Below are 15875 nucleotides of genomic sequence, written 5' to 3'. Positions count from 1 at the left end.
TCGGTAAAACAGACGGCATTTCAGGTGCCAATTGCGCCCACGACGACGCTATCCTCTAAAAAGAGGGGGAAAACACTGGATATTTGACGGCTGGAACGCACTGAAATTATGTCAAATTCTTATCACAATTCGGTGATGGCTTCCCGGAAAGGGAAATTCAATTGGAAAAACAATGAACCAACATGATCTGGTGAGTATCATCATCCCGGCTTATAAGCCCGATTTCTTTGAAACCGCCCTGAGCAGTGCACTCAATCAAAGCTGGCCGAATTGCGAAGTGATCATCTGCGATGACAGCCGGGATGATACGATTCGCTTGATCTGCGAACGTTACGCCCACAACACCTCTACGCCAGTAAAATACGTCAAAAATGAAAAACAGCTGGGTGAAGAGAACAACTGCCTGCGTTGCGTGCGTGAGGCGCAAGGCAAATACGTTAAATTCCTCTACGACGACGATATTCTGTTCGAACACTGTATCACCCGTCTTGTCGCTGCGCTGACCTCAGCCCCCAATAACCGACTCGCCACTTCACGCCGTCTGCGTGTGGACGAATATGACCAACCGCTGGCAGATATTGTCGCCACCGCCGCCCCGTTTGCCGACGATGTGATCATTAATGGCCGCGATGTCATCGCCTACTTTGCCGACAACCTGGTCAATTTTATCGGCGAACCCAGCGTGATGCTGTGCTACCGCGAGGATTTGGTGGCCTTTGCCGAGGGGTTATTTCTCCTGCAAGGCGAGGCGATGCCGTTCCTCGCCGATATGACCATTTCATTGAAGCTGCTGGCCCAGGGCGACCTGGCATTTGTCGCTGAAACCCTTTCCGCTTTCCGTATTTCCGGTAACCAGCAAAGCCAGTTAAACCAGACACGCCAGGCGCAGGTCACCCGCACCTACACCCGCATGCCTATCGTTATCCGTGAACTGGGTTGGTACAAAGGCACACCGGAGCAAAACCAGTGGGTGCGTGTGGCACCCATGGACACGCCAGAGCAGTTTCAACAAGTCAATATTCACCATGCGATGCTGACCTCCGCTCAGCAGTCGCTCACGCACTTTCGCAGTGGAAAGATCCGTGACTGGCTGGCGGCACGGACCCTACCCTCGCAATATCGCCCCCTGGTCGATGCCTTTCAGCAGGCCCGGGCCATTGCGCAGACACTCACGGTGTTCGTTTTCCAGCAAGGAGACAACACTACCGCCTGCGAGCACACCCTGCGCAGTATCGCGGCGTACCAGGGTTTCGGCCTGACCCTCAACCCGGTAGTGATTTGCGATGATCAGCAATCAGCGCCAGCAGGCGCGCCTGCGTTGGTCTGCCCACAGACTATGCGGGCCACGGCGGTCAATCAGTATCTCACTGCCCGCCCCGGAGACTGGATGCTCTGTCTGGAAGCTGGCGAAACCTTACAGAGCGGCGGGATGTTGATGTTCGACCTGGCGCTGGACGGTGCAGCGGGTTGCGATGCGGTATACGGCGATGAGTTTTATCAGTCTGCCGATGGTGAGCTGATTGGCTCCGCTTTTCGCCCCGACTTTAACCTCGATCTGCTGCTCAGCTACCCATCCGAGATGGCACGCCACTGGATATTTCGCAGCAGCACGGTGCTGGCGCTGGGCGGTTTCAATACCGGTTATCAGCAGGCGTGGCAATTTGATTACATCGTGCGCTTGATTGAACAAAAAGGCATTCAGTTCGCCGGTCATTTGCCGGAGATTTTTGTTATTGGTCATGATCCGATTCAGGTCACGCAGCCGGAAGAACTGGCGATCCTGACCCAGCATTTGCATCACCGGGGATACCCGCAAGGCCACGTCGAAGCCCCAAAACCGGGGTTGTATGCCCTGCGCTATCACCACACACAGCAGCCGCTGGTGTCGATCATTATCCCGACCAAAGATCAGCTCTCAATGTTGATCCCCTGCGTAACCAGCCTGCTGGAAAAGACTACCTACCGTAACTATGAACTGCTGATTGTTGATAACAACAGCGAAACGCCGGAAGCCTTACAGTGGCTGGAAGGCATCGCCACTATCGATCCGGAACGCATTCGTGTGCTGCGTTATCCTTACCCGTTTAACTACTCTGCCATCAACAACATGGCGGCGCGGGAAGCCCGTGGCGAGTACCTGGTGTTGCTCAATAACGATACCGCCATCATCAGCGGGGGCTGGCTGGACAGTTTACTGAACCACGGCCTGCGCCCGGAAGTGGGTATTACCGGCGCAAAACTGCTCTACCCGACCGGGAAAATCCAGCACGCGGGGGTGGTTCTGGGTCTGCGCGGCCCGGCGGATCACCCGTTTATCGGTAGCGATCTGGAACGTTCAGGGTATATGAACCGCTTACAGGTCGACCAAAACTACAACGTGGTGACCGCCGCCTGTTTACTGATCCGCAAATCGGTCTACGACCAGGTTGGTGGGTTGGATGAAGAGAAATTTAAAGTCTCCTATAACGATGTGGATTTGTGCCTGAAAGTTCGCGAAGCCGGTTATCTCACGGTCTGGACACCACACGCCATGGTGATGCACGAAGGCAGCGTCAGCCAGAACAAAGTGGATAAAACCGCGCAGGAGAAGAAACGCATTCGCTTTATGGGTGAACAGGATGCGATGTATGAAAAATGGATGCCGCTGATTGCCAATGACCCGGCGTATAACCCCAATTTGACGCTGGATGGCGAAGGCTTCCAGTTCACCTTGGGCGAGCACGATACCTGGCAACCGCTGCACTGGAAACCGTTGCCGCGTTTTATCACTTACCCGCTGAGCGAACACCCCACCACCCAATCGCGTCTGGTCTTACCGTTGGACCGACTGAAAGACGCTGCGCTGGCGGACGGGCAAAACGCGTATCGCGCCACCCCCTATGCCGAGATTGTGCGTTACGCACCGGATGCGCTGATATTGTCACGTCAGTGCTCACCGTTCCTGCAAGAGTGGCTGCAACGCCTGCGCAAAATTGCCCCGGTGTTTACCGTCTTCGATATCGATGAGTACCTCCCGGCGTTACCGGCCCAGTCACCGCTTCGGGAGAAGTTTCCGGCCGATCTTCAGCACGCGTTGCGTGCAACCGCAGCCAGCGTAGATCGCCTCGTGGTGGCCAGTGAAGTCCTGGCTGAAACCTGCGCGGGCTGGAATGCCGATATTCGTGTGGCGGAAACCCGTCTTGATCCGGTGGTGTGGGCCGGACTAAGCAGCCTGCGCGGCGTGGGACAAAAACCACGAGTCGGTTGGATCGGTAGCGCAGAACGCAGCGCCGACCTGGATGTCATTTACCCGTTGATAAGCCAGCTCGCCGATCGCGTTGACTGGATCTTTTTTGGCTATTGCCCGCCAGCGCTTCGCCCGCACGTGAAGGAGTATCACGCTGCCTGGGCCAGCGAAGTGTATGCGCACAAACTGGCTTCACTGAATCTCGACCTGGCACTGGCACCGCTGGCAGATAGTCTGTTTAACCGCAACCTCAGCACGGTTCGCCTGTTGGAGTATGGTGCCTGCGGTATCCCGGTGATTTGTAGCGACAACATTTGCTATCGCAATACGCTGCCGGTGACCCGCGTGGCTAACTCGCCGAAGAAATGGCGTGATGCCATCGAAATGCATCTGCACGATTTACCGGCGACGTGGAAACAGGGCGACGCACTGCAAGCCTGGGTACAGGAACATGGCATGTTGCGGGGAGAGAATTTGCTTCATCACGCACGCTGCTGGCTGCCTGGTAACTGACCACCAGGCGGTTTGAGCCGCGATACTTTCTGAAATAATGGCTACGTAAACAGGGTCTTTATGGATAAGCATGCATGCCTCATTTGTGGCACGGAAATGGCGTTGTATTTTGTGAAGGAGGAATATATTGCCCCTTCAACACGCAACTTCACACAACAATTGGTTCCCGTGCAGTTTTATGAATGTCCGGCGTGCCATTTTCTCAGTTCACGAACGCACCAGTCGTTACCGGCAAAGGCGTGGGAAAAACTGAATCACGACTTTCATCATTATGCTGAAACCGAAGGCCGCGAGACGCACGATTTTAACCAACCGCCTTACGCCGCTCAGGCAATGATGATTGAACTGTTGGCGCGCAATCATATTATCGATGACAGTGCGATTCTCGATTACGCCGCCGGTTACGGTTCGCTGAGTCATATCCAGCGTAAATACTTTGACCGCGAGATCACCTGCTACGATAAATACGTCAGAAACCCGCACCAGCGCTACATCGACAACCCGCCTGAAAAGGCATGGTCGCTGGTGATCAACTCCGCCATGTTTGAACATGTGCTGACGCGGGGCGACCTTGATGCGGTTAACGATCTGGTCTCCGATACCGGAGCGCTGATGATTCACACCGTGGTCGTGGAGCGCGTACCGAAGGATCCGAACTGGTTCTACATTGATACGCCAGTGCATACTGCCGTACATACCAACCAGAGCATGGAACGGTTAATGGCGCAATGGGGGTACAAATCCTCAATTTACAGCCCAATCAGTAAAGCCTGGGTACTGCTCCGCAAGCCCTACAGTGACGTGCAGGCGCAAGTGGAGAATATCAACGCGGAACTGCAAACAGCATGGTTGTTCGGTAAAGACGGTTTTGTTGATTACTGGAAAACCCGCTAACCCGGCGGATCAAAAAAGGCGCTTTGCAGCGCCTTTTCTTTTATGCACCTGCCGGGAGCCAGCCCTGACGCCAGTCGTCCAGCCCGGCATCGCGCAGATACCAGTGGTTCTGCACCGCCTCCCGTAAGGCCTCCCCATCGCGCTGACGCAGCAGCGGATCGTTGATGTAAGCCTGAACGGCGTTCATCCAGTCTTTGAAACGGTTCTCCACCAGCGTCACCGGCAGACCGCAGCGATAGGGCTCAATGTCAGTGGCGATAATTGGCACGCCGCACGTGCCAATTTCCAGCAGACGCAGGTTGCTCTTACACTCGTTGAACTGGTTAATTTGCAACGGCACCAGCGCCAGATCGAGATTCAGACTCGCCAGTTTTTCCGGGTACATCTCAAACGGTACACCTGGGTGAAACTCACACTGCACATTGCGCGGTTTCATGCCCATAAACACCCACTCAACCTGCCCTTCCAGCTCTTTGATCAACGGCAGCAGGATCTCAAGATCGCCAGCGTGCGAACTGCCGCCCGCCCAGCCGACGCGCACCTTTTTCCCGGTGTTGCGCTCGCTCAGCAAATGCCCCCACTGATGCGGCGCAAGACGGTTTTGCGCAATACGGATGTCCGAATGGAAACGACTGTAAGCCTCCGCCAGCGGCGCGGTGGAGACCACAACCCAATCCGCGCTCTCCATCACTTTACGGAAGCTTTTGATCATATGCTGCGGGAAGTGTTGACGGTTGCCATTTTTAATCGGCACATTCAGCAAATAGTCATCGTACTCCAGCACGATTTTCGCATCGCAGACTTCACGTAGCTGTTTAAAGATATCCGGGAAACGACTGCCGGTGATCAACTCCAGCAGGATGACATCCGGTTGCAGTTGCGCCACCTCCATCACACCCGGGATGGTGTTAATCAGACCGCCTTCAAGCATCAGGTGACGCTCCATGGCTTTAAACGGCTGCATCACCCGGTGATGACCGCCGCCAACCCAGTTAATATGATGTGCCAGCACCACCGGCAAAGGACGGCCCGGCAACGGCTGAAACAGCCGTGCACTGCTGTCACTCAGGGTGAAAGCTTTGCCCATTTTCTGCATTAAAGGATGGTAAGAAGGCTCTGCCAGTAACGCCTGCTTCCACTCCTGACGCAGAGAGGCATAATCATGCAGCAGCGGGCGCTCCTGAACCTGGAACTTGTCGCCCAGCAGACGTGTTGCACCCCCCATATGTCTGACACGAGAGTATGGCGTCCAGACGTTAAGGTAACCCAGCTTCTGCGCACGCAAACCGAGGTCCACATCGGCAAAATAGAGCGGATACCGCTCCTGCGTGAAACCATTCAGAGAGAAAAAGACCTCTTTACGCACCATCATGCAAGAGGCGCTCACCGCTGCCAGGTTGCGCGGTGTTTTCAGATAGTGCTGGAAGCCATTGCTCTGGCCATCCGCCCCTTCAAACGCCACGTCCACACCATGCTGAACACCCAGCAGGTAACCGCCATGCTGGATACGACCATCATGGTATTCCAGACGCGCGCCTACCAGCCCCACTTCCGGTCGCAGCGCCTGTTCCAGCAGGGCATCAAGCCACTCGCCATCAATAATTTCACAGTCATTGTTGAGGAAGACCAGCACATCGCCGCGCGCTTGTTGCGCCGCCGCGTTGTTGATTTCCGCAAAATTAAACGGCGCGTCATAACGCAGGATTCGCACCTGCTCAAGCCCCAACGCTGCTAAATCGTTCAGGAAGCGGCACGCATCGTCCTCCACGGACTGGTTATCCACAATCAGTAGTTCATAGTGCTGATAACGGGTCTTCTCCATCAGGCTTTCGATACAGCGCTTCAGTAACGCAAAACGATCGCGGGTAGGAATAATGATCGACACCAGCGGCGTGGCATCCCAGTGATAACGCACGCGCTTAATCGTGGGTATCAGCCCCGCTTCCAGTGTCGCGTTGATGCCAAGGCGTTGCAGATGCGCCAGCAGGATCTGTTGGCATTCACGGATAACGTCCGGTGTATCGCTCCACTGCCCCGCCGGGTGCGGGCTCTCTACCAGCACTTCCGCCACATGCCCGAGGGCTGCTGCACCCTGTCCTTCGACAAAGCGCCATAGCAGATCGATCATGGCTGCCTGCGGATAGTGACTGTTCAGGCCGCCCAGTTGCAGGGCAACATCACGGGAGAAGAGCAGCACGCGCCCAACATAAGGCACGCCGCGCAGCAGATCGATATTCACATCCGGGCGCAAAGTCAGCACCGGTTCGCCGTTCTCCGCCCGCGTCATTTCATCCGCGTAAAGCAGCCAGGCGTTTTGTTGTTGCAGGCGCTGTTCAACAAAGCGCAACAATGCATCGTCACGCAACGTGTAACCGGCTGGGATCAGCAACAGGGCGTCAGCGCTGCGCGTGTTCAGCAGCGCGTTAACCGCCGTAGGCCACGTGGCATCGCTGGCAATCACATCAATCGATACAGCCGCCAGCGACTGGCTCTCTACCGAAGCCCGGGTCTGCGCGCTGGCATCATCATCACCGAGAATGATAACGCCAATGCTGGCTTTCTCCGGGTAGGCGCCGGCAAACGTGCGTAATGCTTCGCGACGCGCATCGCTTATCTGGCGATCATCAAGCCAGCGGTTAAAGGAATAAGCCGTCGTTTGCTGCTGTGCCAACACCGCTTTGCTGTGGAAGTTAAGGGTGTAGCGGGATCGTGCATCCAGCGTGCGTGTTTTTTCCACCAGAGGTTGGGCGAAAAGCGCCGCCAGTGCACTGTCCAGATTCCATTTAGTGGCAAAATAGGCGCGTTGCGCCTGCGACCAGGCGCGTGCATTGGCGTAGCCATTTTTTAGCAGATCTACCCACTCGTCAGCATCCGGGCAGTTCCGCAGCGTTAACGCACAGAAGTGTTCCGCCTCGTGGCGCGCCATATTCTCGTCGGTCAGATACCCTTCGACATACCCTTCGTTGGCAAGGAACAGCGGGATCCCCAGCGACAGTGCTTTCGGCACGCTCTCTTCATTACCAATTACCACGTCATATTGCTCAAGCCACGCCGGTTCAATACGTTGCACCTGCTGACTGAGATCAAACCAGTCAATCTGAATCCCGGCCTCTCGCGCTTTCTGCTGCACTTCATACATTTCGGCAGACATTTTGGGCGCGATATAGAGCACGCGAGACAACGTCTGTGCATCGCGTGTGCGAACAAACTGACCAAAACGGGCCGGAACGGACCAGGGCAAGGTTTTAAGCTGGGCGCTATCCACACCGGTTTGCAGCAACAGCGCGGAGGTGCGTGGCGAGAGGTCGAGCGTGATCGCGGCAAATTGATTTTCCAGCGCCACGCCCCAGGGGATATAGAGATCGTTGTAATCGCTGTAATGGCGGAACACCATCGCGCCCGCCAGGCGGTTTTCGCTGACGGCGTTAAGCAGTTTTTCGCTGAAGAATCCCCGGTAGATCCAGATAATGTCGTAATGGGCATCCGGCTCACCGATTTTATCGGTGATCACCGCAAAGCGGCCTGTCGCCATCAGGCGTTCTATTTCGCCCGTCAGCGTCTGCCCTGCCGCGCAGCTAATAACATCCACGCGCCAGCCTGTTGCCAGCAAGGCGTCGGCGATATCAAGAAGTTCGGCACTATGGGGGGTATAGGCGTCAAATTTATCAACGCTGATTAATATGCTTCGCATCTGTCATCCTCACATCACCGGGCGTACAGCCGGGGCGATTTCAAAAGGCGTTCCTGTCGTTATGCAATATTGTGGGCGACGGAGGAAAGATCGAGAGGAAAAACAGCTTGCAGAAAAGGGGTTATATCCGGCGATTGACCAGGTAAAAGCCTCCCTTCTGAGAAAGTGACTTTTGAGAGTGATATCTGTAAGGGGGATATTGTTATCCTTCCGCTTACTATTCTAATAATTCCACCTGCTGTGCATGTGTTTGTTCGGTTTTCTCCTGATGACGCACATATCTTCTGATAATTTCTTCGTTCACACCGACCGTATCTACAAAGTAGCCCCGCAACCAAAAATGATTTCACCATACCTTCTTACTTGTACGTGAGGAACGGTTTTCGAGCTTGATTGCACTGCGACTTTCTGGACGACTCTTCAGAGTTGATATGGAAATGTTGGGCGGGATGATAACGACAAGATGCCCCTGATCTGACTGGATATTTAGTTCCAGAACCTCACAATCTTTTATTCCGCATAGAATGTAGATTGTCCTGTAACGTTCCTTGCCCAGATTATCTCTCAAAGATCCTGAAACGGTACTTTGTCGTCCACACTATGTGGTATTTGCCACGCCAGGATACAGATGATGAACGCCTGTAAAGCCTCATGTCGGTTTGTCTCCTTTTACTTGTGGTGAGTAAGCAGAGCTATTCCGGCATGGGCATTTCTTCAGGCTAGAGCCTTACAGGATCACTCACCACCGCCCAAGGAGGTGGTTTAGGGGTGACAATAAAAAAGGCATCCGAAGATGCCTTTTTAAAGCGTGCCGGATTAACGCAGCAGGGACAGCATGGTCTGCGGAACCTGGTTGGCCTGCGCCAGAACAGAGGAACCGGCCTGTTGCAGGATCTGCGCGCGCGACATGTTTGACACTTCCGTCGCGTAGTCGGAGTCCTGGATACGGCTGCGGGCGGCCGACAGGTTGTTCACGGTGTTGTTCAGGTTGGTGATGGTGGACTCGAAACGGTTCTGGGACGCACCCAGCAGGCTGCGCTGGTCGTCAACCGCTTTGATTGCCGCATCGATGTCTGCCAGCGGGCTGCCGTTGACTGTACCACCAGTGCTGACAGTACCGCTCAGTACGTCAAAGCCTTCAGCTGCGGTGCTACGTGCCGTACCGTTGATGGTCTGGCCAGTGGTCTGGAAGGTGTTGCCCGTTGCGCTGTACAGGTTGTACGAGTCAGATTTGCTCAGGCTGATGGAGATGGTTTCGCTGTCTTTTGCGCCAACCTGGAAGTTATAGCTGCTGGAGCCGGTACCGGTGTTCAGCACTTTGATGCCGTTGAAGTCGGTCTGGGTGGTCACACGGTTGATCTCTTCCATACGCTGGTTAACTTCAGCCTGGATGGAGTCGATGTCGGAAGCAGAGTTGGAGCTGTTCTGCGCCTGAACGGTCAGGTCACGGATACGCTGCAGGTTGTTGTTGACTTCGCTCAGCGCGCCTTCAGCGGTCTGCGCCAGAGAGATACCGTCGTTCGCGTTACGCGCAGCAACGGTCAGACCGTTGATGTTGGACGTAAAGCGGTTGGCAATTGCCTGACCTGCTGCGTCATCTTTCGCGCTGTTGATACGCAGACCGGAAGACAGACGCTCAATCGCGGTGCCCAGAGAAGACTGAGATTTAGTCAGGTTATTCTGGGTCATCAGCGACAGGGTGTTAGTATTAATAACAGCCATGATAGTTATCCTTTATTAATAAATGTAGGTTCCGGTATGCGCCAGCGGCTTCATCACCGTCATAATAGTTATCGACGTGATGATCAAACCCTTTAGCTTTTTTTATATTTTTTGAGCAAAAATTGTCGAAAAATCACCCTAATGCAAATATAAAAAAAGCGCCGACATGCGGCGCTTTTGGCATTAGATAAACTGCGATTATTAACGCAGCAGGGACAGCATGGTCTGCGGAACCTGGTTGGCCTGCGCCAGAACAGAGGAACCGGCCTGTTGCAGGATCTGCGCGCGCGACATGTTCGACACTTCCGTCGCGTAGTCGGAGTCCTGGATACGGCTGCGGGCGGCCGACAGGTTGTTCACGGTGTTGTTCAGGTTGGTGATGGTGGACTCGAAACGGTTCTGGGATGCACCCAGCAGGCTGCGCTGGTCGTCAACCGCTTTGATCGCCGCATCGATGTCTGCCAGCGGTGCACCGTCAGTACCGCCGGTGGAGTCAACGGTCCCTTTCAGAACGTCGAAGCCTTCAGCAGAGGTGGAACGTGCTGTACCGTTGATGGTCTGACCGGTCGTGGAAGCGGTAGCACCGGTCGCATTGTACAGGTTGTAAGAGTTAGATTTGCTCAGGCTGATGGAGATGGTTTCGCTGTCTTTTGCGCCAACCTGGAAGTTATAGCTGCTGGTGCCGGTACCGGTGTTCAGCACTTTCATACCGTTGAAGTCGGTCTGGGTGGTCACACGGTTGATCTCTTCCATACGCTGGTTAACTTCAGCCTGGATGGAGTCGATGTCGGAAGCAGAGTTGGAGCTGTTCTGCGCCTGAACGGTCAGGTCACGGATACGCTGCAGGTTGTTGTTGACTTCGCTCAGCGCGCCTTCAGCGGTCTGCGCCAGAGAAATACCGTCGTTCGCGTTACGCGCAGCAACGGTCAGACCGTTGATGTTGGACGTAAAGCGGTTGGCAATTGCCTGACCTGCTGCGTCATCTTTCGCACTGTTGATACGCAGACCGGAAGACAGGCGCTCAATCGCAGTGCCCAGGGAAGACTGAGATTTAGTCAGGTTATTCTGGGTCATCAGCGACAGGGTGTTAGTATTAATAACAGCCATAGTATTTATCCTTCAGTAATAAATGTAGGTTCCGGTATGCGCCAGCGGCTTCATCACCGTCATAATATTTATCGACGTGGGCAGGAAACTCTTTAGTTGTTTTTATATTTTTTGAACAATTTTTGCCGAAAATATAAGCATTACAAATACGCAGCAGAAAATAAAAAAGCGCCGACATGCGGCGCTTTTGGCATTAGATAAACTGCGATTATTAACGCAGCAGGGACAGCATGGTCTGCGGAACCTGGTTGGCCTGCGCCAGAACAGAGGAACCGGCCTGTTGCAGGATCTGCGCTCGCGACATGTTCGACACTTCCGTCGCGTAGTCGGAGTCCTGAATACGGCTGCGGGCGGCCGACAGGTTGTTCACCGTGTTGTTCAGGTTGGTGATGGTGGACTCGAAACGGTTCTGGGATGCACCCAGCAGGCTGCGCTGGTCGTCAACAGATTTGATTGCCGCATCGATGTCTGCCAGCGGAGTACCGTTGGTGCCACCTGTGGAGTCAACGGTCCCTTTCAGAACGTCGAAGCCTTCAGCAGAGGTGGAACGTGCCGTACCGTTGATGGTCTGGCCGGTCGTGGAAGCGGTAGCACCGGTCGCATTGTACAGGTTGTAAGAGTTAGATTTGCTCAGGCTGATGGAGATGCTTTCGCTGTCTTTTGCACCAACCTGGAAGCTGTAGCTGCTGGAGCCGGTACCGGTGTTCAGCACTTTGATGCCGTTGAAGTCGGTCTGGGTGGTCACACGGTTGATCTCTTCCATACGCTGGTTAACTTCAGCCTGGATGGAGTCGATATCGGAAGCAGAGTTGGAGCTGTTCTGCGCCTGAACGGTCAGGTCACGGATACGCTGCAGGTTGTTGTTGACTTCGCTCAGCGCGCCTTCAGCGGTCTGCGCCAGAGAAATACCGTCGTTCGCGTTACGCGCAGCAACGGTCAGGCCGTTGATGTTGGACGTAAAGCGGTTGGCAATTGCCTGACCCGCTGCGTCGTCTTTAGCGCTGTTGATACGCAGACCGGAAGAAAGACGCTCGATCGCAGTGCCCAGGGAAGACTGAGATTTAGTCAGGTTGTTCTGAGTCATCAGCGACAGGGTGTTAGTATTAATAACAGCCATGATATTTATCCTTTATAAATAATATGTAATTTCCGGTAAGCGCCAGCGGCTTCATCACCGTCATAATTGTTATCGACGCAGGTGAAAAACTCTTTAGCTGTTTTTTTTATTTTTCGAGGTTATTTATTTTTCGGAGAAATAAAAAAAGCGCCGACACGCGGCGCTTTTTCGCAGATGATGCTACGTAATCTATAATTAACGCAGCAGGGACAGCATGGTCTGCGGAACCTGGTTGGCCTGCGCCAGAACAGAGGAACCGGCCTGTTGCAGGATCTGCGCGCGCGACATGTTCGACACTTCCGTCGCGTAGTCGGAGTCCTGAATACGGCTGCGGGCGGCCGACAGGTTGTTCACGGTGTTGCTCAGGTTGGTGATGGTGGACTCGAAACGGTTCTGGGACGCACCCAGCAGGCTGCGCTGGTCGTCAACCGCTTTGATTGCCGCATCGATGTCTGCCAGCGGGTTGCCGTTGACCGTACCACCGGTGCTGACAGTACCGCTCAGTACGTCAAAGCCTTCAGCCGCAGTGCTACGTGCAGTACCGTTGATGGTCTGGCCAGTGGTCTGGAAGGTATTGCCCGTTGCGCTGTACAGGTTGTAAGAGTCAGATTTGCTCAGGCTGATGGAGATGGTTTCGCTGTCTTTTGCGCCAACCTGGAAGCTGTAGCTGCTGGAGCCGGTACCGGTGTTCAGCACTTTGATGCCGTTGAAGTCGGTCTGGGTGGTCACACGGTTGATCTCTTCCATACGCTGGTTAACTTCAGCCTGAATGGAGTCGATGTCGGAAGCAGAGTTGGAGCTGTTCTGCGCCTGAACGGTCAGGTCACGGATACGCTGCAGGTTGTTGTTGACTTCGCTCAGCGCGCCTTCGGCGGTCTGCGCCAGAGAAATACCGTCGTTCGCGTTACGCGCAGCAACGGTCAGACCGTTGATGTTAGAAGTAAAGCGGTTAGCGATCGCCTGACCCGCTGCGTCATCTTTAGCGCTGTTGATACGCAGACCAGAAGACAGGCGCTCAATCGCCGTTCCCAGAGAAGACTGAGATTTGGTCAGGTTGTTCTGAGTCATCAGCGACAGGGTGTTAGTATTAATAACAGCCATGATGTAATTCCTTCAAAAAAAGTTATCAGATTCAGGCATCTGCCTACGGTTTTCTCACCGTCACCCAGATTATCGACAGCTTGCTGGTAACCTTTAGGAAAAAACATCACTTTTTTAAAGCGGAAAAGAGCCCGCTATTATCTGGCTTTATTCCGCCATTGTTTTTTAAAAAACCCTCTAATCTTTTCGCAGTCGCTGCCGATAATCCCCTCAGTGATTGTCCAAAACTGGAAGGATGAAGATATGTCAAGTATTAGTTCGCTCGGCGCAGGCACCAGCCTGGATCTCAATACGCTGTACGCTAACTTGCAAACAGCGGAAGAGACCAAGCTTAAACCAATTACTACTCAACAGACTTCGTATAAAGCAAAGCTGACAGCATGGGGCGTGGTGCAAACGTCGCTGACGAAGCTGCAGACTGCTGCTAACGCGTTGAAAAATACGTCGAATATCGCAGCAACTAAGGTATCAAGTACCAACACAGCGTTTACCGCCACGCTGGCGAATACCGCCGCAGCGGGTACCTATTCTATCGACGTAACGTCACTGGCTGCGTCACAGTCTTTGCTGAGCCCGAAAGTCACCAGCAAAGATACTGATTTAGGTGACAGCAGCATGAGCTCGCGCACTATCACCATTACGCAGCCGGGTCAAACCAACCCGATGACGGTGACGCTGACGAGTGATAAAACCAGTCTTGCTGATATTCGCGATGCGATTAACAAACAGCAAGGCAGCGTCACCGCAAGCGTCATTAAAGCGGATGACAGCAGCTACTACCTGGCGCTGACATCGCGTGATAGCGGCACCAAAAACCAGATGACCATCACTACTGATGATGCGCAACTGGCGCAGTACATTAGCTACGATTCTACAAACCCCAGCAGCACCAGCAACAAGATGACCCAACAGGTCGCCGCTGCGGATGCGAAAGTGAAGATTAACGGGATTGAAATCACCCGTAGCAGCAACACGATCACCGATGCGCCAGAAGGCGTAACGTTGACGTTGAACAAACTGACAACCGCCGGCTCCCCGGAAACGCTGTCGGTAACAAAAGACAATGCGCCGATGGCCGCAGCCATTCAGGCTTATGTGGATGCGTATAACTCGCTGCAAACGACTATCGCTAACCAGACCAAATATACAGCGGTGGATAAAGGTAGCGACGCCCAGAGCACGTCAAACGGCGACTTATTAGGCGATGGTACACTGCGTAATATTCAGACGCGCCTGCGTTCAGTATTGTCCGCAAGTCAGAGCGCAACCGGCAGCAGTGTTTCTATACTGTCGCAACTGGGAATTACGCAGGATACTTCCGGCAAACTGACCGTAGATAGCACCAAGCTTGACAAGGCGCTGAATGAAAAATCGGCGGATGTGATCAGTTTCCTGTCCGGGGACGGTAAAACCACCGGTTTTGCAACCCAGGCCAGTAACCTGTTGGCAGACTTTTTAGGTACTTCCGGCTCTGTGCAGAACGCGACTGATGGCATCAACAAGACGCTGAAGCGTCTGTCCGATCAGTACGATCGCACAAATGAGCAGATTACAGCGACGATGGCGCGTTATAAAACGCAGTTCACCAGCTTAAGTACTTTGGTCTCGTCCCTGACATCCACCGGGAACTATTTGACTCAGCAATTTAACGCAATGAACGCATAAACCAGTTAGTTGAGGTTTGACATGTATACGAAATCGGGAACTCAGGCTTATGCACAGGTCGGCGTGGAAAGCGCCGTTCTGAGCGCCAGCCCACATCAACTCGTGGTATTACTTTTTGATGGTGCGTTAAGCGCCATGAAAAAGGCCGCGATCCTGATTGAGCAGGGAGATATTCCCGGTAAAGGACAGGCGCTTTCAAAGGCTATTAATATCATTACCAACGGCTTGCGGGCCGGGCTTGACCACGAAGTTGGTGGCGAGCTTTCCGCAAACCTGGATAGTCTTTATGACTATATGACAAGACGTCTTTTACAGGCAAACCTCCACAATGACATCTCAGCCATTGATGAAGTTTCAACGTTGCTGAACAACATCGCTGATGCCTGGAAAGAGATTGGCCCCAATAATCAATCCGCGCGGGACACTTACTAATGGAAGCAAATTTCGGGTTGCTCCACCACTATCAGCAGCTGTTGGTCGTCAGCCGTACCATGCTTAGCCTCGCGAAGGAAGGGCGTTGGGATGAACTCATTGAGCACGAGATAGGCTATGTCAAAGCTGTAGAACAATTGACTCAATTCCAGGATGCCAGTGAAATTGCGCCTCAGATGCAGGCGCAAATTCGCCCCCTGCTCCAGCAAATTCTGGATAATGAAGTCGTGCTGAAACTCCTGTTGAACCAACGGATGGACGAATTACGGACATTAGTTGGACAGACATCCCGACAACATAACCTGCATTCGACATATGGACGTCTCTCTGGAAACATACTCTTCCCTAATGAGATTTAATTCTCATCCCGGCGGGTGATACGTTTGTCGTCAATCACCCGCCTGGTT

The 15875-nt window shown here is 53.7% G+C and carries 10 protein-coding genes and 1 pseudogene; 5 read left to right on the top strand and 6 right to left on the bottom strand.

Annotated elements, in window-relative coordinates:
* Positions 1-172 precede the first annotated feature (172 nt).
* Positions 173-3739 carry a glycosyltransferase gene (locus O9K67_RS09700; protein WP_061494309.1) on the top strand — a complete coding sequence of 1189 codons (3567 nt, stop codon included), beginning with the start codon at positions 173-175 and terminating at the stop codon, positions 3737-3739.
* Between the two features lie 96 nt (positions 3740-3835).
* Positions 3836-4633: a class I SAM-dependent methyltransferase gene (locus O9K67_RS09695; RefSeq protein ID WP_271044653.1), complete on the top strand. Its 798-nt coding sequence runs from the start codon at positions 3836-3838 to the stop codon at positions 4631-4633.
* Between the two features lie 40 nt (positions 4634-4673).
* Here the strand turns inward: O9K67_RS09695 and O9K67_RS09690 are convergent, their stop codons facing one another.
* The 6 genes and pseudogenes from O9K67_RS09690 to O9K67_RS09665 all read right to left on the bottom strand — a co-directional run bounded on the left by O9K67_RS09690 (position 4674) and on the right by O9K67_RS09665 (position 13371).
* Positions 4674-8324, bottom strand: coding sequence for a glycosyltransferase (locus tag O9K67_RS09690; protein WP_061494308.1), 3651 nt, complete (start codon positions 8322-8324; stop codon positions 4674-4676).
* 217 nt (positions 8325-8541) lie between these two features.
* Positions 8542-8977, bottom strand: a pseudogene (gene tnpA / locus O9K67_RS09685) (IS200/IS605 family transposase).
* 163 nt (positions 8978-9140) lie between these two features.
* Entirely contained in the window at positions 9141-10046 is a 906-nt protein-coding gene (locus O9K67_RS09680; RefSeq protein WP_061494307.1) for a flagellin N-terminal helical domain-containing protein, read from the bottom strand.
* Between the two features lie 201 nt (positions 10047-10247).
* Positions 10248-11153, bottom strand: coding sequence for a flagellin N-terminal helical domain-containing protein (locus tag O9K67_RS09675; RefSeq protein ID WP_061494306.1), 906 nt, complete (start codon positions 11151-11153; stop codon positions 10248-10250).
* Between the two features lie 211 nt (positions 11154-11364).
* Positions 11365-12270 (bottom strand): flagellin N-terminal helical domain-containing protein, encoded by a 906-nt coding sequence (locus tag O9K67_RS09670; protein WP_061494304.1) that lies wholly within the window; start codon positions 12268-12270, stop codon positions 11365-11367.
* A gap of 195 nt (positions 12271-12465) precedes the next feature.
* Positions 12466-13371 carry a flagellin N-terminal helical domain-containing protein gene (locus O9K67_RS09665; protein WP_061494303.1) on the bottom strand — a complete coding sequence of 302 codons (906 nt, stop codon included), beginning with the start codon at positions 13369-13371 and terminating at the stop codon, positions 12466-12468.
* A gap of 243 nt (positions 13372-13614) precedes the next feature.
* On the opposite strand from O9K67_RS09665, the gene fliD reads away from it, so the two are divergent.
* Genes fliD through fliT form a run of 3 tightly spaced genes read left to right on the top strand, consistent with a single transcriptional unit; the run spans position 13615 to position 15827 of the window.
* A complete protein-coding gene (gene fliD, locus O9K67_RS09660; RefSeq protein WP_061494302.1) occupies positions 13615-15036 on the top strand; it encodes a flagellar filament capping protein FliD in 1422 nt (473 codons plus the stop codon).
* 21 nt (positions 15037-15057) lie between these two features.
* Positions 15058-15468 (top strand): flagellar export chaperone FliS, encoded by a 411-nt coding sequence (fliS, locus tag O9K67_RS09655; RefSeq protein ID WP_061494301.1) that lies wholly within the window; start codon positions 15058-15060, stop codon positions 15466-15468.
* Entirely contained in the window at positions 15468-15827 is a 360-nt protein-coding gene (gene fliT / locus O9K67_RS09650) for a flagella biosynthesis regulatory protein FliT (protein WP_061494300.1), read from the top strand. The genes fliS and fliT overlap by 1 nt, the downstream gene beginning before the upstream one ends.
* Positions 15828-15875 lie beyond the last annotated feature (48 nt).

This window comes from Kosakonia oryzendophytica, assembly GCF_027886705.1.
In the GTDB taxonomy this organism is placed as follows: domain Bacteria; phylum Pseudomonadota; class Gammaproteobacteria; order Enterobacterales; family Enterobacteriaceae; genus Kosakonia; species Kosakonia oryzendophytica.
Note: the sequence above shows the minus strand (reverse complement) of the source record. Positions and strands in the feature narration are given on the sequence as shown.

What these genes read in the sequence shown, in the direction of transcription:
- O9K67_RS09700 (WP_061494309.1), top strand. Translation starts at nt 173, where the DNA reads ATGAACCAACATGATCTGGTGAGTATCATCATCCCGGCTTATAAGCCC.
- O9K67_RS09695 (WP_271044653.1), top strand. Translation starts at nt 3,836, where the DNA reads ATGGCGTTGTATTTTGTGAAGGAGGAATATATTGCCCCTTCAACACGC.
- O9K67_RS09690 (WP_061494308.1), bottom strand. Translation starts at nt 8,324, where the DNA reads ATGCGAAGCATATTAATCAGCGTTGATAAATTTGACGCCTATACCCCC.
- O9K67_RS09680 (WP_061494307.1), bottom strand. Translation starts at nt 10,046, where the DNA reads ATGGCTGTTATTAATACTAACACCCTGTCGCTGATGACCCAGAATAAC.
- O9K67_RS09675 (WP_061494306.1), bottom strand. Translation starts at nt 11,153, where the DNA reads ATGGCTGTTATTAATACTAACACCCTGTCGCTGATGACCCAGAATAAC.
- O9K67_RS09670 (WP_061494304.1), bottom strand. Translation starts at nt 12,270, where the DNA reads ATGGCTGTTATTAATACTAACACCCTGTCGCTGATGACTCAGAACAAC.
- O9K67_RS09665 (WP_061494303.1), bottom strand. Translation starts at nt 13,371, where the DNA reads ATGGCTGTTATTAATACTAACACCCTGTCGCTGATGACTCAGAACAAC.
- fliD (WP_061494302.1), top strand. Translation starts at nt 13,615, where the DNA reads ATGTCAAGTATTAGTTCGCTCGGCGCAGGCACCAGCCTGGATCTCAAT.
- fliS (WP_061494301.1), top strand. Translation starts at nt 15,058, where the DNA reads ATGTATACGAAATCGGGAACTCAGGCTTATGCACAGGTCGGCGTGGAA.
- fliT (WP_061494300.1), top strand. Translation starts at nt 15,468, where the DNA reads ATGGAAGCAAATTTCGGGTTGCTCCACCACTATCAGCAGCTGTTGGTC.